This is a genomic window from Candidatus Venteria ishoeyi (assembly GCF_030378065.1).
Taxonomy (GTDB): Bacteria; Pseudomonadota; Gammaproteobacteria; order Beggiatoales; family Beggiatoaceae; genus Venteria; species Venteria ishoeyi.
Genome location: NZ_JAUCGJ010000001.1, coordinates 25,711 through 44,667, shown reverse-complemented (window position 1 = coordinate 44,667; position 18,957 = coordinate 25,711). Strand labels below are relative to the sequence as shown.

Below are 18,957 nucleotides of genomic sequence, written 5' to 3'. Positions count from 1 at the left end.
TTATCTCCTCCGGGGGGTTTCTTGTCGCTTGTTTTGTCATTATAATCGAACCTTTTATCTTAATAATAAATCTGTTCAGATTGTTTTAATTGGTAGGTTTCGTTAGCTTCGGGATAACGAGATTTTAATTGCAGCGCGTAACTGGCTTCAGCATCTTTATCATTTAAGGCACGAGCAATACGTACCCCCAGCCACAAACTTTGCGGCGTTTGTGACGCGATAGCAATATAACGCCGATAATAAGCTTGTGCTTCAGTAAATGCGCCTTGTTCTTCATATAATTCCGCCATTTGATATAAAGCGCGGGCAATATTGGGGTTATGCTGCAAGGCTTTACGGAAATAATCCATCGCTTTATTGCGTTTATTAAAACGTACAGCGCATAAACCGGCATTGGTATAAGCCAGTTCCGGGGTTTTATACAGCGGATTGGCTAATGCGGTTTGAAAATGAGTCTCAGCTTCCGCCATTCGGCCCTGGCTGCACAGAAATGCCGCATAATTATTATGGGTTGCTGAATTATCTGGTTCCAGGCTCAGCGCCTTCTTATAATGCGGCTCGACTTCTGTTTTTTTACCCAGATGTTCATTTAACAAAGCCATTGCAGTATGCGCCATAGGATTCTTTGAATCTTGCTCTAATGCTTTATTCAGTTTATCCAGGGCGACGGCATAACGCCCCTGACGCATATAGTTAATGCCTAATTCAGTATTGGACTCCGCTGCTGATTTCGGGTCATATTTTGCATTTTCATTCAGCACAATAGGGTTAGGTGGCGCAGGTTGATGTCTTTGATTGCCGCAAGCAACCAGTAGTAGTGCTGACAGGGGGAGGAGCAGATATAAAAAAAGACGTTTATTCATGTTGTTAAATCTGAAGGCTGAATGACTGGGGTCTGCCTGCGACTGCGATCCTGCACCTTGCCTGCCAGTTGACCGCAGGCAGCGGCAATATCATCACCACGCGTTTTACGGGTGACAGTAATTAAGTTTGCCGACATTAAGACCTCCCGGAAACGATCAACGGTCTGTTGTGAAGAGCGTTGGTATTTTGATTCAGGAAAGGGATTAAAAGGGATCAGGTTGACTTTAGCGGGCACATCGCGCAACAAATTCACTAAGGCCCGCGCCTGTGCCGTAGAATCATTCACGCCTTTGAGTAAAACATATTCAAAAGTGATGCGTTTACGATTTTCCCCTTCGAGATAACGTTGACAGGCTTCGATTAAATCATGAATGGGATATTTCTGGTTCAGCGGTACCAGTTGATCGCGTAATTTATCATCCGGTGCGTGCAGGGAGACGGCAAGATTTACCGGGCATTGTTCCTTTAAGCGATCCAGTGCCGGAATCACGCCTGCCGTACTCAAAGTAATGCGCCGCCAGGACAGACCATAAGCAAAGTCATCCATCATTAAACGCATCGCGGCAACAACCGCATCAAAATTTAATAAGGGTTCACCCATGCCCATGAGTACGACATTACTAATCACCCTTTGTCCGGGTTTAATATCCAGTTCCGGGCGCAAACTGTGTTCAGCCAACCATAATTGACCGATGATTTCAGCAACGCTGAGATTGCGATTAAAGCCCTGCTGCGCTGTTGCGCAAAAGCTACAATTCAGCGCACAACCGACCTGTGAGGAAATGCACAGCGTATTACGACCCTCTTCCGGAATAAAAACGGTTTCAATCGCATTGCCACTATCGACCTGCAACACCCACTTGCGGGTACCATCTTCACTATAATGATGAGTAATTTCCTGCGGTGTAATTAAATCTGTTTTAGCAGCAAGCCGTTGACGCAGATTCTTACTGATATTGCTCATCTGCTCAAAATCAGTTATACCTTGCTGATGTATCCATTTCAATACCTGGCTGGCGCGAAAGGGTTTTTCCCCCAACGCCTGAAAAAAAGCTTCCAGCCGCTGGCGGTCCAGGCTAAAAAGATTTTGTCGGCTTGCTGTATTCACAATGAAACAATTCCGTTATATTTACTTTGAAAATGTAAAAAACTGAAATTATACGCTATAGCTGTATTGATGTGCTAGTAACAAAAATATCTCATAATGGATGCCTTGGATACAAATTTGCAGCAATAAAAATCTTGAGCTTTGCAAATATTCATGGTATACGTTTGCGCCCTTGTTTTTAAGCTTCTTATCTCCAGTGGAGATTTACCTTTAAAATCCGGGTTTGGAAGCATTTCACAAAAATACTGGTCAATTGGACACTGGCCCTTCAGGAGCAAAAATATAATGCCTGACAGTTTCAAACACAAAATAGCCCCTTATCAACTTGCAGCGGATGAAGAATATATGAATGAAGCGCAAGAAGCGCATTTTCGTCATCTGCTGGAGACCTGGAGACAGGTATTAATCGATGAGGTGGCACGCACGGTACATCATATGCAGGATGATGCCACGCATTTCCCCGATCCCAATGATCGGGCTTCTCAAGAAGAAGAATTTGCGCTGGAGTTACGCGCCCGGGATCGGGAACGTAAACTGGTGAAAAAAATCGATGAGTCACTCAAACAAATCGATGATGAAGAATATGGTTATTGTCAATCCTGTGGCGTTGAAATTGGTCTGCGCCGTTTAGAGGCGCGACCTACGGCAACAAAATGTATTGATTGCAAAACCCTGGACGAAATCCGTGAAAAACAAATGGGCTAGTGTGGCGCAGCGGTTTCAGGTGAGACCGTTTCCGCTAACTTAAAACGCAATCCCCAATTGGTTTGGGAAGCACCTTGAGATAACAAATGGCAAAATGAATGTAATAAGTTGCCATCCAGTGCCAAATCCAAACCTTTGCCGGTTGCAGGGTGCAGACATAAAATATGGCGTTGTTTGTCCGTGGTTTTAATTTTTATGCGTGACAGCAACACAGGCTCCTCCCCCAGTGGAAACATATTTTCTTCATGCTCTTTATAAGGCGTTTCCATATCTGCCTGATTGAGTACCTGCTCATGTTGAAATGCACGCACAGCTTGTTTGGCTTGAGGCGTTTGACTGAGCATTTGAGGTGCCTGCTCACCATCAAGCATATGTAGCAACGCTTTCCATAACTCCATGCTGTAACGACGGGTTAACCAGAAACGAAACTCCTCCTGGTTGCGGGTATTCAGCCGAAATAATAAACGATCTTCTGCCGGTATATAACGAACTTGCATTTGGTGTATCGCTTGAGACATGATTTAGATTCTGTAATATAAAAATTTGTTATTGTATGAAAAAAAAACAATCACTGGCAATGCCTGATTTAATTCTGGAAAATGAATTATGGGCAAACGGACAATTGCGCGTCATCGGTGTTGATGAAGTGGGGCGTGGCTGCCTCAGCGGCCCTGTGCTTACAGCAGCAGTCATGCTACCACCTGACACCATCCCACTGGCAGGCGTTACCGATTCCAAAAAACTCAGTTTAAAACAACGTGAGGCTATTTATGACAATATCAAACAACAGGCGCTGGCTTTTGCAATCGGCGCAGCCTCCGTTGCCGAAATTGATCGTATCAATATCCTCAACGCCACCTATCTTGCCATGCAACGCGCCATGTCCCGCCTGCAACCCTGGGATCATGCCTTGATTGATGGGCGCGACACTAAAAAACATGATCTGGGTGTGCATACCGCAGTGATAGGCGGTGATCAAAAATCCTACAGTATTGCCTGCGCCTCGATTATTGCTAAGGTGGTGCGTGATCGCCTGATGCGACACCTGGCGGTAAAAAATCCCGGTTATGGCTGGGAAACCAATGCTGGTTATGGCACCAAGGCACATTTGAGTGGTCTGGAAAAACTGGGTGCAACCCGCTGGCACCGACGCAGTTTTGCACCGGTTAAAAAATTTATTTAACCTGAATTCGATGCCAGCACCGGCTTTGGTCATTAATTCGTCAAATTTTTCCGCAGAGACGCAGAAATATAAAATTTGCAAAAATAGCTATGTCTTTTATCTGATTAATTTGATGGGTGTCATAAATTCAGTTTTTCAGGTAAATAATTTCCAGATACCTCACGGATAACACCCCTTCGAAGGGGTGTTATCCGTTTCTCGCTCCCACGCGCCTGCATCACGAATCAACACGCGGCGCAGGCGCGCCGCCACAGGTTCCCAAGGGTGCGTGGGAAAATAACTCGTAAGGTGGATAAGCGATAGCGCCTCCGTCATGTTGGTATTTCATGCGGTGTATGGTGCTGTGCTTATACACCTTACCTGCCTGCACCTTTATTACATAAGGTCAGGAAATTTTCAGGAAAAAATCTTGCGCCACCAAGGTAACGGTTCTTGCGGTGTTTTGCGTAAAATAAAACGGATTGGAATGACTTGCTCACCGCCATTGCTGTGAATATGCAGGTTATTTTGGTGTACGCCGGGACTGAGTTTTGCCAAGGGTTCCAGGGTTATCTCAAAGCACAGGTGATTGCCTTCAATCAGGTATTTATCCAGGGTGATGCCTTCACCATAGTGTTCCAGCGTGATTTCCCCATTGAGAAAACCGCGACTGATATTTTTAATCTGTAGCGTCTCACTGCTGATTTCATCATGAAACAGGGAGCCAAAATTAAGATGTGTGGGTTTTACTTGTAATTGTGGCTGTGCCAGATTGGGATCAAGTAACTGTAACAAGGCTTCCAGCTTACTTTCCAGGCTGACATCAACGGCCAGTAAAGCGTGATCCAGCTTAGCCACCGAACTGACCTTTTGCGTAGCAACCAGCCAGGTGCGCAACCAGCCTGTTTTTAATAGTTTCAAACCCGCGTGCCTGGATTCATGGGATGCATCAATTAAGTGAGCTAATTCAGTAATCTGTGTAACCTTATGTCCTGCAAAGGGCAGGGGTAGATCGGGATAATAACGCCACAATAAACTATAAATACCTAATTGTGGTTTATCCAGATACATCCGGCGGGTTTCTTCAATAAAAGCCACATCTTGTTGCCAGTTGGGAAATGCCGCAGCCCGTAACCATTCTTCAAAATATTTATTATACAGGCTGGTTTTTAAGAATTTTTCTGTGACTTTTTTATGCTGTTGAAACAGGGTTTTTAAGTCCTTGGGTTGTTGAATTTCCACACCTGGCACAATCACCAGCGGGCGTTTTGGATCCAGGGTATACAGCAGCGCGAACAAGGCGGTTTCAGGCTGCTTATATTGCAGCCGTTTGCGCAGCGAACTGAGCTTATCGACCAGTTCCTGGCTGCGGTTGCCTGCATGTTTTCCTGCAAGCAACCAGGTTTCTATGCGCTCTTGCCATAATGCTGATTCTATTGCCTGCACTAAATCCGTATCTGCCCCCTGTTCCCTGTCCTGCAAGGCAATATTTAATAAATCGGCGAATTGGCGCAGGTTTTCCAGCTTGTGCCTTGCAATTTGTAAAGGGCTTTGTGGTGCCAGGGTGTAATACAGTTTACATAAAGCCTGTTCAGGTTTGTCTCTATAGCCGACTACAATTTTTTCAATGGCTTCGGCCATGCTTTGACTGACGTGATCAAATACCCAGCGGCGGATGTCACCGCGCATTAATTGATTATAAGCCTTAAAATATTCCAGGCTTTGCGCCAATTCCAGCGGCGTGCTGGCTTGGGGATAACCGGGATAAGGTTGCGTTGTTACCGCTTCCGCCGTTGTCGTGGCATAGCTGTCCAGATTCAGCGGCACACATTCGCCGCGCTGCCAGGCTAAGACTTCTGCATAAGCCCAGCGCGCTTCGGGTTTGGGCAGCGTTAAACCACGCAACAGGTTCTGAAAATCCAGCGACAGTTTTTCCGGTATGGGCAGGCGTCCGCGTAGATGCGCGACCAGAATATCATTCTGGCTTTTATCATGAAATGGTGAATACCCGGCAAGCAGGTGCATCAGGGTGATGCCTAAACCATAATAATCGGTTTTGGGGCTGACTTCATGCCCGTCAATCAGTTCCGGCGCAGCATAATCCAGGGTTAAATGGCTGGCGGACTGGGTCATACGAATTTGATTGCCCCTGTCCAGATAAGAGCTGATGCCAAAATCACCTAATAACACAGTTTGCCGCTGCGGGGTGAGAAAAAACAGGTTATTGGGTTTAATATCACGGTGAATAATGCCCTGCTGGTGACAATGGGATAAACCATCCAGGATACCTGGCAAATAAGCGCGTATATCTTCTTCACTCAAAGGCATGAAGTCTGCCATCACCCCGCCTGCGCAAAACTCCATCACTTCATAAAAACGCGCCTGCCACTTACCGTATTCATATAAACGCACCACATTAGGATGTTGCAGTTGTTTAAGCGTGTCCATAATGCTGGTTTTAGGCATGGCGTGATCATGATATAACTTAACGGCAACCTCCCGAGCAGCAACTCTATCCTGACATAAATACACTTCTGCCTCACCACTGCAAGCACCTAACGGCCCGTCTTTTACCGCATAACGCTGAGCAATCAGTAAATCTTTGCGGGTTTTTGCGTGTACAGCCACTTCAGCTTCTGGCACATAACGTTGGGTAACAGCTTGGGTTGCCGGATAACGCTGGGTGAGTGGTGTTGCCGGTTGTTGATAACGCTGCGTTACCGGTTTATCGGACATTGTTAAACCCGGATAAAATGTACATCAAAACCCAGCCCTGAGAGCATAAGCGTATCGCCATCCTGAATTTGTGCGGCCTTACCCGGTGTCAGCGTTTTCTGATTTACCTGGGTGGGATTGGTAAATTCCCGCTGAAAGCGTTTTTGATCTAAAGCCTGCACATACCATTTACCATCCTGGTAAATAAAACGACAATGACGGCGGTGTAGATATTCACTGCCAGAAATATCATCGGGAATTTGAATCTGCGCTTTATTCTGTACATGTGCCTGCCCCATGACCCAGCCATGTTTGACGGTAAACACCTGTTCGCTGTTATTTAATTGCAAATAAATGGCCGCGACTTCATTTTTATCAAAACGCTGTGTTGCCGCTGTGTTGCGGGTTTTTTGCTCAGAAATTGGGGGCGGTGTGGTATGGGTTTCTTCAGCGACAGGTGGCGTAGTCGTTGCCTTATCCCCTTCCGGTTTTTGAATTGCCATTTCCATTGCGATAAATTGCCCACAGGACTGGCAGACGTGCTCGTACTCAGGGTTCTGTTGTTGGCATTTTGGACAGATGCGGACAAATTCACTCATCGCAATACTCCTTTATAATCGAATACGGGGATCGGCGAGTGCATACAACATATCGGATAAAAACGTACCGGCCAGTGTCAATACGGCAGCAAAAAAATTAATTGTGAGAATCACCGGAAAATCCCGCGCCATGATGGCCTCATAACTGAGGCGACCAATACCCGGCCAGGCAAAAATCTGTTCAATAATGACCGAACCCCCAATTAATCCGGGCAGCATCAAACCAAACATGGTAATAAAAGGCAGCAGCGCATTACGCAAAGCATGATGATACACCACATCGTGTTCGTCCAGTCCTTTTGCTCTTGCCGTGCGTACATAATCCTGGTTTAAGGTTTCCAGCATCTGCGCGCGCACATAACGTGATAATACGGCAATGCCCGCCGCTGCTGAAAGCAGGGCTGGTAAGGTCAGATGCCAAATCTTATCCATATTTTGCGCCCATAATCCTGCCTGTTCCATGCCAAAAGTACGCATGCCTAATACCGGCAGGGCAACAGTTTGAACCACCCATAAAATCAATAAATACGCGAGAAAAAAACCGGGGATGGAAATCAATAACCAGGCAATCAAGGTGCTGCTGCGATCATATAGACTGCCACGGTGCAATGCCGCATGAATACCCACTGGAAACGACAAGGTCCATATCAAAACGGTTGCCAGTATGAACAAGGGTAAAGAATTTAAAAAACGTTCACGAATCTTGGGTAACACCGGCTGGCTATCCTTAAACGATTTTAATTCCCCACTTAATAAATCAGACATCCAGTAATAATATTGCAAATGTAAGGGCGCATCCAGGTGAAAAGCATCGCGAATGCGCTGAATATCTTCAGCCTGCATCCGTGGGTTATGTGGATCAACTTCACTGGGTTGTCCTGGTGCAAGATGCACAACCGCATGTGCCAGAATCGAAACCACAAACAGCAAAAGCAAACGCTGGAAAATATTTTTTAGGAAATAAGAAAACATAATGCCCAATTTTAGATCATTAAACTTGAGAGTCAAAAGGTCAAAATTATACTTGATTTTCAAGTCAGTCAAAAAAACCTGAAATAATTCTTGACTAAAAAAGTAAGGTATTTTATGCTTCAAGCATGTTATTAACTTATGTTATAAAGGAAATTGATCATGCAATTAGAACTTGGTGATGGCAAAATTATTGCGTTAAGTGAAGCAGGCTGGCTGGAAGAACTCGGTGAATGGAGCGAAGAAGTCGCTCACGGTATTGCCGTAAATGAAAAGCTGGAAGCATTAACGCCAGAGCATTGGGACATTATTAACACGGCGCGGGATTATTTTGAAGAATTTGGCACTGTTGCAGAACCCCGTGTATTTTCTAAAATTATGAAAAAGAAATATGGCGCAGATCGCAGCAGCAGTAAATATATTTATGCTTTATTTCCTTATGGCCTGATTAAATCGGCTAATAAAATTGCTGGTTTGCCCCGTCCTAAAGGTTGTAGTTAAACAACTTAAAACCTGCGCTTTTTAGGTGGCGGGTTACTATATAAGCAGGAGGAGGGAAATTTCTCCTCCTGTTTTTTAGTTTTAGTGTTTCTCCTTCCTGAGTTTTAATCTTATTGTTGGCAACAGTCAGAAATTTCCGTGTTTTTTTAGCGTTTTATTTATTTTCTATCCAGATTTTACTTACTGCCACAATAGAAAATCTAAAAACAAGACTGGATATTTTGACAAATATCACCATGATAAGGTACGAGAATGAAATAAGGTCTGAAACTAGGAGGCAGTCCGAGACACAGGATTATTGTTTATTTTTAGGCGTTATAAAATTCTCATTCCTAAAATCTGCTAGCTAAAAGGCATGTAATAATGAGTTTTGAAAACCTGAGCAAAGAACAACAAATTCTAGTGACTATGCGTAAGGTCTTAAGTAGCGTTGCCCGTGATACCGCACCTAAGCCTGGTGTCGTGCATCCTTTGTCAGAGCAGACAGTAACGGATATACGCATGTGTTTGGGACTGATCGCTGCGCGTGAGCGGGAGCTGGCTGAAGCTGCGGGTATTCAAAACACCGCGCGCCCGCATTATGTCGATGAACACAAAACCAGTCATGCGGTTGCTATCGATCAACTCAAAAAATCTTAGGCTTTATGTCCTGAATGCCTGAAATTTATGGGATCATTTCCATCACAAAACCTTGGCAAATTCTTGTATAATCCTCTGGCTTCAACATTTGATCCGGACATGGATAGATCTTACCTACTTTTAGGAGTACACAATGCCAATCATTGAAATCAATGATACTAACTTTGAAGATACCGTAAAAAATAACGATATCGTATTGCTGGATTTCTGGGCAACCTGGTGTGGCCCCTGCCGTTCTTTTGCACCAATATTTGAAGCGGCTTCTGAGCAACATCAAGATATTGCCTTTGGCAAAATTAACACCGAAGAGCAACAAGCCCTGGCCGCACAATTTCAGATCCGTTCCATTCCCACATTGATGATTTTCCGCGAGCAGATCATTATTTTCTCCCAGGCTGGCAGTCTGCCTGCACCGGCGCTGGAAGATGTTATTGCTAAAGTCCAGGCACTGGACATGGAACTGGTGCGTAAGGAAATTGCAGAGCAGCAAGAATCTGCATAATACAATCGTCTAAGGAGTGAGGATGAAATAAATACAGAAACCGGGCGCAGGATTTTTGTTTATTTTCAAGGCGTGAAAACAGGCGCATAGCAAGCTATGTAACTGTTTTTACAACGCAGAAAATGGAGGAAAAGACCAGCCAAGTTGCTGAAGTTATAAAATTCTCACTCCTAAGTAGGTGAAGATAATTACTTACTTATATATCCGATTGATTTTGCTTTATAAAAACCTGCCAGGCAAATACCTGGCAGGTTTTTAAATGGATGCTTGATTTTGCTCGAATTGATCAACGATACATTACATTGGCTCAATGCACACCCAGGCTGGGCAGGTTTATTAGTCTTTGCCATCGCCCTGGGAGAGTCTTTATTTATCGTTGGCCTGTTTATTCTGGGCACGCCGATTATGTTGGGTTTTGGCGTATTGATCGCCTTTGGCGCGCTGGAACTTTGGTCAACCTTATTCTGGGCTGCGCTGGGTACCATTTTAGGTGATGGCATCAGCTTCTGGCTGGGTTATTATTATCACGATAAAATCCGCAATATCTGGCCTTTTACCCGTCACCCGGACTGGCTGGAGCGTGGCGAGCAGTTGATTGAGCGCCACGGCGCTAAAAGTGTCATTTTTGGTCGCCTGATTGGTGCAACACGCTCATTTATTCCCATTACAGTCGGTATGGTGGGGATGAACCCTCTGCGCTTTCATACCCTGGATTTTTTTGCCACCCTGATCTGGGCACCTTCGCATATTTTTCCCGGTGTTTTACTGGGCGCTTCCCTGACCATTTTAATGGATGTCGGCACCCGTTTAACCCTGCTCGTGGTCGGCGTGCCTGCCTTAATCTGGCTCAGCGTCTGGATAATACATCAGGGTTATCGTCTGTTGGTACCGCATACCAACCAATTTATCAATATTTTGTTGCGTTGGAGCCATAAAAACCGTTTTTTTCGTAACTTAACCAGTGGCATTTTAGATCCCAATCATCCGCATATTATTGCCATGCTGGAAATGGGACTGGTATTATTGCTCGCCACCTGGTTATTGCTGACGCTGCTGGCGTTTAATCTCAGTGGCAGTACGCCACTGGAAATAGACAGCCAGGTCTATTATCTGTTTAAAAACCTGCGGGTACCTTGGGCCGATCCCTTTCCCATTATTTTTAACGCCTTAAACAGCGGTTACAGCAATCTGGCTGTGGTGCTGGCAGGATTAAGCTGGCTGGCCTGGAAACGTCACTGGCATGGCGTGGGTTATTGGCTGGGCAGTTTATTTTTTGGTTTGCTCACTGCCTGGGCTTTGTATCAGATATTACCCTTGTCTTCACCCTCACTGCATTTATTGACTGAAGCCGATACTCCCGCCAATGGCTTTCTGGAAAGCCAGATCATGCTCAGTACCATTATTTACGGCTTTATCGCGGTTTTATTGGTGCGTTGTCTACCTGTGCATTTGCGCTGGAGACCTTATGCCATTGCCAGTAGTTGGATGTTGTTGCTGATTTTATCGCGTCTGTATCTGGCCCAGCAATGGTTAAGCGACGCATTGCTGGGTCTGGCTCTGGGCTTGTTTTGGGTGACCGTGATGGGATTGGCTTATCGTCAGCATCATCCTTCCGTGCTCCCCTTTCGTGGGCTGGTGATTTCGATTTTAGCCGCACAATTTGTGGTGGGCGGTGCTTGCGCGGTGCTGAATTATCATGAAAACCAGCAACGTTATACACAGGAATGGCCTAGCTATCAGTTGAGCAAACAGGAATGGCTGAACGATGCCTGGTCTGCTTTCACGCCTTATCGTGTTAATTGGGGTGGTTATGCGCCACAACCGATAACTTTGCAATGGGCCGGAGATTTAGACGTTTTACGCCAGCATTTATTAAGCCAGGGCTGGCGCGATCCCATCCCGGTTAATGCCAAAAGCTTATTGCATACCTTGTCCAGTGAACCGGTATTGACTAAGCTACCCGTATTACCCCAAATTCATGACAGTCGTTATGAGGCATTTAAGCTGGTCTATGTGATGGGGGAAATTCCACCGGAAGCGAGTGATGCTGCTGCAATACCACAAGGAGCGCAGCATGATATGCGTTTTTTAAACCCTGAATTAAAGCCACCATCCAGCGCCAGCGCGCAACTGGTCTTGCGTTTATGGCGCAGTGATACCTATTTAGGAAATCAGCAACAAATCTGGATGGGTAATATTACTTGTCAGAAACCTAAGAATTCCCTGGGCATTGTCAGCTTGCTTAGTACTCAAGAATACTATCTACAACCATTACTACTTTTTCAAGATTTTGTTGAAGGGTTTACCCTGTATAAAAGGCAACATTTGGAAATGAGTAACAACAAAAACTGGAATGGTCAGGTGTTATTAATGACAAAGCCAGTGGAAGTGGAAAAAAATGATAGCAGGTTATAAAAGGAAAATTGCTTTTAGAACACTGCCTAAAGACCTGACAGGCTTTAAAAACCTGTCAGGTCTGCCCTTCCGTCAAAACAAGCTTTCTGACCCCGCTTCAAGCGGGTGGCTATTTACCCCGTTTGTTGCGTTAATTGCACAAATTGTTTTAAGCCCACTTGTGACAGCAAAGAGGCGCGCATTTCCCGCAATGCAGGATCGTCAGGATGTTCCGCAATTAACTGACTGACTGCGGCAAATGCGTCATACCATAAACCATGATCTGCATAAATTTCAGGTAAGTCTCTGGGTTTCGCTGTTTGTAATAACTGTTGTAAACTTGCTGAGGGCGCAACACGTTTAATCGTGCCGCGACTGATTAATGTTTGCTCGGTACCTTCCATCCCTGGATTTTTCACGCTGACCGACCATTGATATTCAATATCGGTTTGTAATTCAATGGCATTATGACTTAATGGCAAGGCTTGAATACCCGTTTTACCCATTGTGATATCGGCTTCAAATACGGGTTGCATCATGTCTTTGCTTTCAGGCAAGGTGTAGATAATGCTGATTTTTACTGGCTGTGAAGATACCTGGTTACTGGCCCAATACAATGTGGGAGAAGAAGAGATTGTCAGCCCGGTTTGTTCCGTTGTTAATACCGCTAAAGCAGGACTGTTTTGTGCTGAGCGCGTCCCTCCCCCTACCCGACGGGTTGGCTTACCCGTAACCGGTGGTTTGAAACTGATAAGAGAATCCTGAGCAGCATGGGCAGCGGATACCCAGACAGTTGATGCTGATTCAAATATGGAGAAGTTGGTCAAGGTCAGTAAAAATACACTACTCAGCGCAAGTTGTTTTATATTCATATCAACGATTCCTTAATTTTATAAGTGTGGGGGTTTGGATTTCTTTCGGCATTCTAAGGAGTGAGAATTTTATAACTTCAGCAACCTGGCTGGTCTTTTTCTCCATTTTCTGCGTTCCGAAAACAGTTACATAGCTTGCTATGCGCCTGTTTTCATACCTTGAAAATGAATAAAAATTCTGCGCCCAGTTTCTGTATTTATTTTATCCTCACTCCTAAGCGTTAAAACCTGAACCCGACATAAAGCTTTTTAATAAAAACCAGTCAAATTCAGTACACGCTATCAGAAACTTAGCATGAGATGGAAGCAGTTTTTTGCGCTGTTAGCGCAAAAAGAAGCTTCCATCAAACTCAAGTTATTTATCTAATTCCGCCACTTCCGGTAGTTTCACCTGCATCATTAAAGCACGCCGTGCTGCTTTCAATTTTGTATTGTCTTTTTGCGTATGAATTTGCGTAGAAAGTTCAGCGATTGCATCGTACCAAATACCACAAGTGGCTAAATTTTCATAAGTGACAGTCTGCTTATCTGCTTGTTGCAGGCAGCTTGCAACTTTTCCAGTTTTCGGCACGGATTTCAAAATTGCGCTGCTGATGACATCCTGTCCGCGATTATCGGGATCCATAATGGCAGAAATAAACAGCTCATATTCCACATTGGGTTTTAGCGTGACTTCCATTGCTTTCAGATCCAGTTTTTGAATCCCGGCATTGTCAATGCTAATTTGCTTTTCCAGCAATGGCTGCATCGCTTCGATACTATCTGGGTTGGCTTCCATTAACTGAATATCAATAGGATATTTTGACTCGGAAATTGCCCAATAAATGACGGGCTGCGTTTGCAGGGTATACGCCGTGGTTGGCGGTGCCAACAGTGTAATCATAGGCGGTGTACCTTTGGTACGGGTACCCCCACCCACTCGACGACTGGGAGAGCCGACTGTCGGTGGTTTATAGGCCGGTGGCGCAGCCAGGGCAGTTTGTGTCATGCCCAGATTAAGCGGACTGCTGGCCAGAGTTAAATACAAAGCACTGGCGCACAGACCGGCAAGACTGATTTTTAATGAATTCATCATTGCTATCCTCTTTGTTAATAAGTTAATATTTTACAAACGCAGTGTACGATCTGGAAATAATTGTCCATGACCTATCTGCTGCGCATAACATAGACTATTCCAAGTATAGTCCTGTGCATGCAAAGCTGCATCTTTCAATTGCTCACCTTGTGCCAGATAGCCTGCTAATGCGGCTGCCAGCGTACAACCGGAACCATGATAAGTATCGGGTAAACGTGACCAGGCATGACAACTGATCTCACCATGCTGCGTATATAAACGATTATAAACCATATTTTTCTCATGATTTTGGTATTCAATTTCATGACCGCCGGTTAATAAAATGGCTTTGCACCCTTGTTTTAGTAACTGCGCCACTGCTGCGGTTAAAACCGTTTCTCCACTGAGTTGTCGAATTTCTTCAGTATTCGGGGTTAATACGTCGGTACGGGGTAAAAGCTCATCACACATAGCCTGGTGCAATTGCGCATGACTCATGGCAGTACCGCCACCTGCTGCTAATACCGGATCAAAAATGATGGGAGCTTGCGGGTAACGTTGTTTAATATTATCCAGTGCTGCTGCAATTGCTGGTACTAAGTCCATGTCACCCACCAGCCCGATTTTTACTGCCGCAATCGGCAGATCGCTAATCACCGCCTGAATTTGTGCGGAAAATAAAGCAACATTTTGCGCTTGTATGGCCTGCACATTGACAGAGTCTTGCACGGTAAGACAGGTAATCACCGTTGCAGCATGGCAGGCGGTGGCTGCCAAGGCTTCAATATCTGCCTGTATACCCGCGCCACCACAGGGATCGTGACCGGCTATCACTAACACCACAGGTTTGGGCTTTTGCAGTTTGGAATGGATATTCTTGAATGTTTTTGTCATGTTTTATTTCCCGTGTAATCAGGGCTGCGGTATACTAAAGTTTTTCTCACTGTTTCATGAAGGTAATAAGCAATCATGCGTGAAATTCTGGAAAAAGCCGCGCAAATTCGCCTGGTTTTGTTTGATGTTGATGGTGTCCTCACTGATGGTACACTTTTTGTGGGTGATAATGGTGAAGAATACAAAGCATTTTATGCCCGTGATGGTTTGGGTATGGTCATGTTACAGCGCAGTGGCATTGATGTCGGTATTATTACCGCGCGCACTTCTAATGTCGTCAAATTTCGGATGGAATCACTGAAAATTAAATATGTACGGCAAGGCCAGATTGAAAAATTACCAGCCTTTGAACAAATCTGTCAGGAAGCGGGCTTGGCAGCTGAGCAGGTGGCTTATGTGGGGGATGATGTGATTGATTTGCCGGTTATGCAAAAAGTGGGCTTAGCCATCGCAGTAGCCGATGCGCACCCATTGGTACTGGGGCAGGCGCATTGGGTAACGGAAAAAAATGGTGGCCATGGTGCTGCGCGTGATGTGTGCGAGTTAATTATGCAGGCGCAGAAAACCTGGGATGCGCAGGTACAACAATTTATGCCCGTGCATCATTAATCAGTTTTCTGCCAATGCCCAAATTGTTACTGGCTTTAATACTTTGCGCTGCCGCCTCTTTCTGGTTATTAAAAACATTGGAAAAAACCAACACGGTTCACGCTAAGCTGGAAATTGATTATGTACCGGATTATGCCATGGTGGATTTTATCTCTACGGCAACCAACTTAAACGGGCAAATCGATTATCAGCTTCAAGCCCAGATGCTGAAGCATTATCCGCAAATCGATACAGAACTGGTGCAGCCTTATCTGGTATTTTACCAGGAAAACAAACCGCGCTGGTATGTACGCGCGCTACAAGGCCGGGTCAGCACTGATGCGCAGATTATTGAATTACAGGGACAGGTGCAGATTTGGCAATACGACTTGAGCGGCTATTTACAATTGCATATAAAAACGCAGAACTTACGTATTAAACCCGCAGAAGAATTTGTAGAAACTGATAACAGTGCTGAAATTCACACACCACAAGGCACAACGCACAGCATGGGTATGCGGGCATGGTTGAAAACGCAACAAATGGAATTATTTTCTCAAGTCACAGGTATTTATGAAAATGAAGAAAATGAATAAATGGCTTATCGTTGTGTGCTGGTGTTGTTTCCCTGCCGGATTAATGGCATTGTCAACGGATCCGGAACAACCCTTAAAAATTGGCGCAGATAAAGCGACCTTAGATAATGCAAAAGGCGAAACCGTCTATCTGGGCAATGTTGATATCAAACAGGGTAGCCTGCATTTAAAAGCAGCGCAGGTGACGTTATTTTATGGTAAAAATAAAAATATCCACAAAATTGTTGCTAAAACGCTGAGTTCAAAAGATGAGCCGGTTTATTTTCGACAATTACTGGATAATGGCGAAGAGGTCAAAGCCAATGCCAGGCAGATGCGCTATGAGGCAAGCCGGGATATGTTACACTTGGAAGGCAATGCCAAAGTATGGAAAGACAAAGATACCGTCACTGGGGAACATATTGTATACGATGCGAAAAATGGTCAGATTACTGCCCAGGGCCGGGTGAATATGGTCATTGAACCGGTGAGTAAACCACAAAAAAAATCAGCAACGGATAGTAAAGAACCAAAACAGTGAGCGTATTACAAGCAAAACAACTGGCTAAAAGCTATCGTGGACGCAGTGTTGTTAAGGAAGTCAATCTGCATGTGCATAGTGGCGAAGTGGTTGGTTTGCTGGGGCCAAACGGTGCGGGAAAAACCACCAGTTTTTATATGGTGGTAGGACTGATTGCCAGCGATCAGGGACGTATTTTTCTCAACTCAACAGACATTAGCCGTTACCCTATGCATAAGCGGGCGCAGCTTGGTTTAGGGTATCTGCCACAAGAGCCTTCCGTATTTCGCAAGCTCAGCGTGGAAGATAATATCCTGGCAATTCTGGAATTACAGGCGGGAATGCGTAAAAAACAGCGCCAGCAACGTCTCGAAGGTCTGCTTAAAGAACTAGGTATCACGCACTTACGCAAAAGCATGGGCATGAGCTTATCCGGTGGTGAGCGCAGGCGCGTTGAAATTGCCAGGGCTTTAGCGGCAAATCCGCGTTTTATTTTGCTTGATGAGCCTTTTGCTGGCATTGATCCTTTGTCAGTGATTGATATACAAAATATTATTACACATTTGCGCAGTCTGGATATCGGTGTGTTGATTACCGATCATAATGTGCGTGAAACACTGGGAATTTGCGAACGCGCCTATATTGTTAATGAAGGCACTATCATTGCCGAAGGCGCACCCAATACCATTTTACAAAATGAACAGGTTAAAAATGTCTATTTAGGACATGATTTCAGCCTTTAGGAACGAGCATAAAATCCTCGTTTTTTAACTGAGATATAAAAAAATAATATGAAGCAGAGCTTACAACTGCGTTTAGGACAGCAACTGACAATGACCCCACAGTTACAACAGGCGATCCGCCTGTTGCAATTGTCTACGCTGGATCTGCAACTGGAAATTCAGCAGACGCTGGATAAAAATATCATGCTGGAAACAGTGGATGAGGGCTTTGATAACGAAGAAGGCAATAAAGAGGAAGAAACCTCTGAGCCAACAATTAATAACAGCGAAGCTGAAGTTAACCTGGAAAAAACTGAAAACCTGCCTGAAGAACTACCCGTTGACAGCAACTGGGAAGATACTTACGACACCGGCCTGAATCATATTCAGGACTATATCAGCAGCAACAGTCCTAATACGGCAAGTGGTGCTAAAAGCTCAGAAAGTGAACCGCGTGATTTTCTGGATTACAACAGCAGCACGGAGACTTTGCATGATCATCTTTCCTGGCAACTGGAGCTAACCCCTTTTACCGATGTTGATCGCGTCATTGCGATGATGATTATTGATGCCATTGATGAGCAGGGTTTTTTGCAAACCTCACTGGAAAGCATCGTTGAAAGCCTGGATAACCCGGAAGTGACAGAAGATGAGGTGCGTACTGTCTTATTACGGATACAACACTTTGATCCCACTGGCATCGGGGCGCGGGATTTAGGCGAATGTTTGCTGTTACAACTGCGACAACTGGATGAAAATACCCCCTGGATGACACAAGCACGCATCTTATTAACACAATATCTGGATGTTATGGCTGCGCGGGACTATACTCAGTTAATGAGGAAAATGAAATTAAACCGTGAGGAACTACAAGCGGTGCTTGAATTAATCCAGACCCTCAATCCGCGTCCGGGTAACCAGATTGAAAGCAGCAAAACACCTTATGTGGTGCCGGATGTTTTTGTCAAAAAAGTCAAAGGACGCTGGCAGGTTGAACTGAACCCCGATGTTGCGCCAAAATTACGCGTCAACTCACTGTACGCACAGCAAATCTCCCATCTTAAATCGCGTGACGATTCAGACAAGCTCAAAGAACACTTGCAGGAAGCCCGCTGGTTCATTAAAAGTCTGCGCAGCCGCCATGAAACCCTATTAAAAGTCACTTTAAGCATTGTCGAGCGCCAGAGTGGATTTCTCGATTATGGCGAAGAAGCCATGAAACCACTGGTATTACACGACATTGCCACGGAACTGGAGATGCACGAATCGACTATCTCCAGGGTCACCACCCAGAAATATATTCACACTCCCCGTGGTATTTTTGAACTGAAGTATTTTTTCTCCAGTCACGTCAGTACCAGCACGGGAGGAGAATGCTCTTCCACGGCAATTCGTGCATTAATTAAAAAGCTGATTGCCGCAGAAAATACGGCTAAGCCACTGAGTGATAACAAAATTGCAACCATACTCTCTGAACAGGGAATTAAAGTTGCCAGAAGAACTGTTGCCAAATACCGGGAGGCAATGGTTATACCGCCCTCTAATGAGCGCAAATGCCTGGTATAATGGAAAGA

21 protein-coding genes are annotated in these 18,957 nt (G+C 44.9%); 11 read left to right on the top strand and 10 right to left on the bottom strand.

The window, feature by feature from the left end; translation table 11 throughout:
• Positions 1-59: 59 nt before the first annotated feature.
• Both pilW and rlmN read right to left on the bottom strand, forming a co-directional pair.
• The gene (gene pilW / locus QUF61_RS00210) at positions 60-863 is read right to left on the bottom strand and encodes a type IV pilus biogenesis/stability protein PilW (protein ID WP_289679875.1); all 804 of its coding nucleotides are present in this window, start codon (positions 861-863) and stop codon (positions 60-62) included.
• Positions 860-1,972 carry a dual-specificity RNA methyltransferase RlmN gene (gene rlmN / locus QUF61_RS00205; protein WP_103922057.1) on the bottom strand — a complete coding sequence of 371 codons (1,113 nt, stop codon included), beginning with the start codon at positions 1,970-1,972 and terminating at the stop codon, positions 860-862. The genes pilW and rlmN overlap by 4 nt, the downstream gene beginning before the upstream one ends.
• Before the next feature lie 285 nt (positions 1,973-2,257).
• Between rlmN and dksA the strand changes: the two genes are divergently transcribed.
• Positions 2,258-2,677, top strand: a complete 420-nt coding sequence (gene dksA, locus QUF61_RS00200; protein WP_103922056.1) for an RNA polymerase-binding protein DksA — start codon at positions 2,258-2,260, stop codon at positions 2,675-2,677.
• On the opposite strand, the gene QUF61_RS00195 is transcribed toward dksA, so the two are convergent.
• Positions 2,674-3,195, bottom strand: coding sequence for a hypothetical protein (locus QUF61_RS00195; RefSeq protein WP_103922055.1), 522 nt, complete (start codon positions 3,193-3,195; stop codon positions 2,674-2,676). The genes dksA and QUF61_RS00195 overlap by 4 nt on opposite strands.
• Before the next feature lie 35 nt (positions 3,196-3,230).
• Between QUF61_RS00195 and QUF61_RS00190 the strand changes: the two genes are divergently transcribed.
• Positions 3,231-3,860: a ribonuclease HII gene (locus QUF61_RS00190; RefSeq protein ID WP_407080038.1), complete on the top strand. Its 630-nt coding sequence runs from the start codon at positions 3,231-3,233 to the stop codon at positions 3,858-3,860.
• Between the two features lie 217 nt (positions 3,861-4,077).
• Here QUF61_RS00190 and QUF61_RS00185 read toward each other — a convergent pair whose 3' ends face one another.
• From QUF61_RS00185 to QUF61_RS00170, 4 genes are read right to left on the bottom strand one after another with little or no spacing between them, the layout of a single operon-like run.
• On the bottom strand, positions 4,078-4,215 hold the full coding sequence (locus tag QUF61_RS00185) for a hypothetical protein (RefSeq protein WP_289679874.1): 138 nt from the start codon (positions 4,213-4,215) through the stop codon (positions 4,078-4,080).
• Positions 4,216-4,256: 41 nt separating this feature from the next.
• Positions 4,257-6,575, bottom strand: a complete 2,319-nt coding sequence (locus QUF61_RS00180) for a serine/threonine protein kinase (protein WP_289679873.1) — start codon at positions 6,573-6,575, stop codon at positions 4,257-4,259.
• A 2-nt stretch (positions 6,576-6,577) separates the two neighbouring features.
• The gene (locus QUF61_RS00175) at positions 6,578-7,153 is read right to left on the bottom strand and encodes an FHA domain-containing protein (protein ID WP_289679872.1); all 576 of its coding nucleotides are present in this window, start codon (positions 7,151-7,153) and stop codon (positions 6,578-6,580) included.
• Between the two features lie 12 nt (positions 7,154-7,165).
• On the bottom strand, positions 7,166-8,125 hold the full coding sequence (locus tag QUF61_RS00170; protein ID WP_103921137.1) for an ABC transporter permease: 960 nt from the start codon (positions 8,123-8,125) through the stop codon (positions 7,166-7,168).
• A gap of 159 nt (positions 8,126-8,284) precedes the next feature.
• On the opposite strand from QUF61_RS00170, the gene QUF61_RS00165 reads away from it, so the two are divergent.
• From QUF61_RS00165 to QUF61_RS00150, 4 genes are all read left to right on the top strand, one after another.
• A complete protein-coding gene (locus QUF61_RS00165) occupies positions 8,285-8,623 on the top strand; it encodes a TusE/DsrC/DsvC family sulfur relay protein (protein WP_103921092.1) in 339 nt (112 codons plus the stop codon).
• Positions 8,624-8,986: 363 nt separating this feature from the next.
• Positions 8,987-9,262 (top strand): segregation and condensation protein A, encoded by a 276-nt coding sequence (locus tag QUF61_RS00160; RefSeq protein WP_103921093.1) that lies wholly within the window; start codon positions 8,987-8,989, stop codon positions 9,260-9,262.
• A gap of 133 nt (positions 9,263-9,395) precedes the next feature.
• Positions 9,396-9,764: a thioredoxin gene (gene trxA, locus QUF61_RS00155; protein ID WP_103921094.1), complete on the top strand. Its 369-nt coding sequence runs from the start codon at positions 9,396-9,398 to the stop codon at positions 9,762-9,764.
• 273 nt (positions 9,765-10,037) lie between these two features.
• Positions 10,038-12,179, top strand: coding sequence for a VTT domain-containing protein (locus tag QUF61_RS00150; RefSeq protein ID WP_146066863.1), 2,142 nt, complete (start codon positions 10,038-10,040; stop codon positions 12,177-12,179).
• Between the two features lie 113 nt (positions 12,180-12,292).
• Here QUF61_RS00150 and QUF61_RS00145 read toward each other — a convergent pair whose 3' ends face one another.
• The 3 genes from QUF61_RS00145 to thiD form a co-directional block, all read right to left on the bottom strand.
• A complete protein-coding gene (locus QUF61_RS00145; protein ID WP_289679870.1) occupies positions 12,293-13,030 on the bottom strand; it encodes a DUF928 domain-containing protein in 738 nt (245 codons plus the stop codon).
• A gap of 355 nt (positions 13,031-13,385) precedes the next feature.
• A complete protein-coding gene (locus QUF61_RS00140) occupies positions 13,386-14,105 on the bottom strand; it encodes a DUF928 domain-containing protein (RefSeq protein ID WP_289679869.1) in 720 nt (239 codons plus the stop codon).
• A gap of 30 nt (positions 14,106-14,135) precedes the next feature.
• Positions 14,136-14,978 carry a bifunctional hydroxymethylpyrimidine kinase/phosphomethylpyrimidine kinase gene (gene thiD / locus QUF61_RS00135; protein WP_103921099.1) on the bottom strand — a complete coding sequence of 281 codons (843 nt, stop codon included), beginning with the start codon at positions 14,976-14,978 and terminating at the stop codon, positions 14,136-14,138.
• A 75-nt stretch (positions 14,979-15,053) separates the two neighbouring features.
• Here thiD and kdsC point away from each other — a divergent pair, with 75 nt between their 5' ends.
• From kdsC to QUF61_RS00110, 5 genes are read left to right on the top strand one after another with little or no spacing between them, the layout of a single operon-like run.
• A complete protein-coding gene (gene kdsC / locus QUF61_RS00130) occupies positions 15,054-15,587 on the top strand; it encodes a 3-deoxy-manno-octulosonate-8-phosphatase KdsC (RefSeq protein WP_103921100.1) in 534 nt (177 codons plus the stop codon).
• Between the two features lie 14 nt (positions 15,588-15,601).
• Positions 15,602-16,162 carry an LPS export ABC transporter periplasmic protein LptC gene (lptC, locus tag QUF61_RS00125; protein WP_103921101.1) on the top strand — a complete coding sequence of 187 codons (561 nt, stop codon included), beginning with the start codon at positions 15,602-15,604 and terminating at the stop codon, positions 16,160-16,162.
• Complete coding sequence (gene lptA, locus QUF61_RS00120) at positions 16,155-16,682, top strand: lipopolysaccharide transport periplasmic protein LptA (RefSeq protein ID WP_289679868.1); 528 nt, start codon at positions 16,155-16,157, stop codon at positions 16,680-16,682. Before lptC ends, lptA begins: the two co-directional genes overlap by 8 nt.
• Entirely contained in the window at positions 16,679-17,404 is a 726-nt protein-coding gene (gene lptB / locus QUF61_RS00115; RefSeq protein ID WP_103921103.1) for an LPS export ABC transporter ATP-binding protein, read from the top strand. Before lptA ends, lptB begins: the two co-directional genes overlap by 4 nt.
• A 48-nt stretch (positions 17,405-17,452) precedes the next feature.
• Positions 17,453-18,949 (top strand): RNA polymerase factor sigma-54, encoded by a 1,497-nt coding sequence (locus QUF61_RS00110; protein ID WP_289679867.1) that lies wholly within the window; start codon positions 17,453-17,455, stop codon positions 18,947-18,949.
• The last annotated feature ends 8 nt before the right edge of the window (positions 18,950-18,957 follow it).

Excerpts from the sequence above, each read along its gene's own strand:
- pilW (WP_289679875.1), bottom strand. The coding sequence starts at position 863 with ATGAATAAACGTCTTTTTTTATATCTGCTCCTCCCCCTGTCAGCACTA.
- dksA (WP_103922056.1), top strand. The coding sequence starts at position 2,258 with ATGCCTGACAGTTTCAAACACAAAATAGCCCCTTATCAACTTGCAGCG.
- QUF61_RS00195 (WP_103922055.1), bottom strand. The coding sequence starts at position 3,195 with ATGTCTCAAGCGATACACCAAATGCAAGTTCGTTATATACCGGCAGAA.
- QUF61_RS00190 (WP_407080038.1), top strand. The coding sequence starts at position 3,231 with ATGAAAAAAAAACAATCACTGGCAATGCCTGATTTAATTCTGGAAAAT.
- QUF61_RS00180 (WP_289679873.1), bottom strand. The coding sequence starts at position 6,575 with ATGTCCGATAAACCGGTAACGCAGCGTTATCAACAACCGGCAACACCA.
- QUF61_RS00175 (WP_289679872.1), bottom strand. The coding sequence starts at position 7,153 with ATGAGTGAATTTGTCCGCATCTGTCCAAAATGCCAACAACAGAACCCT.
- QUF61_RS00170 (WP_103921137.1), bottom strand. The coding sequence starts at position 8,125 with ATGTTTTCTTATTTCCTAAAAAATATTTTCCAGCGTTTGCTTTTGCTG.
- QUF61_RS00165 (WP_103921092.1), top strand. The coding sequence starts at position 8,285 with ATGCAATTAGAACTTGGTGATGGCAAAATTATTGCGTTAAGTGAAGCA.
- QUF61_RS00160 (WP_103921093.1), top strand. The coding sequence starts at position 8,987 with ATGAGTTTTGAAAACCTGAGCAAAGAACAACAAATTCTAGTGACTATG.
- trxA (WP_103921094.1), top strand. The coding sequence starts at position 9,396 with ATGCCAATCATTGAAATCAATGATACTAACTTTGAAGATACCGTAAAA.
- QUF61_RS00145 (WP_289679870.1), bottom strand. The coding sequence starts at position 13,030 with ATGAATATAAAACAACTTGCGCTGAGTAGTGTATTTTTACTGACCTTG.
- QUF61_RS00140 (WP_289679869.1), bottom strand. The coding sequence starts at position 14,105 with ATGATGAATTCATTAAAAATCAGTCTTGCCGGTCTGTGCGCCAGTGCT.
- thiD (WP_103921099.1), bottom strand. The coding sequence starts at position 14,978 with ATGACAAAAACATTCAAGAATATCCATTCCAAACTGCAAAAGCCCAAA.
- kdsC (WP_103921100.1), top strand. The coding sequence starts at position 15,054 with ATGCGTGAAATTCTGGAAAAAGCCGCGCAAATTCGCCTGGTTTTGTTT.
- lptC (WP_103921101.1), top strand. The coding sequence starts at position 15,602 with ATGCCCAAATTGTTACTGGCTTTAATACTTTGCGCTGCCGCCTCTTTC.
- lptA (WP_289679868.1), top strand. The coding sequence starts at position 16,155 with ATGAATAAATGGCTTATCGTTGTGTGCTGGTGTTGTTTCCCTGCCGGA.
- QUF61_RS00110 (WP_289679867.1), top strand. The coding sequence starts at position 17,453 with ATGAAGCAGAGCTTACAACTGCGTTTAGGACAGCAACTGACAATGACC.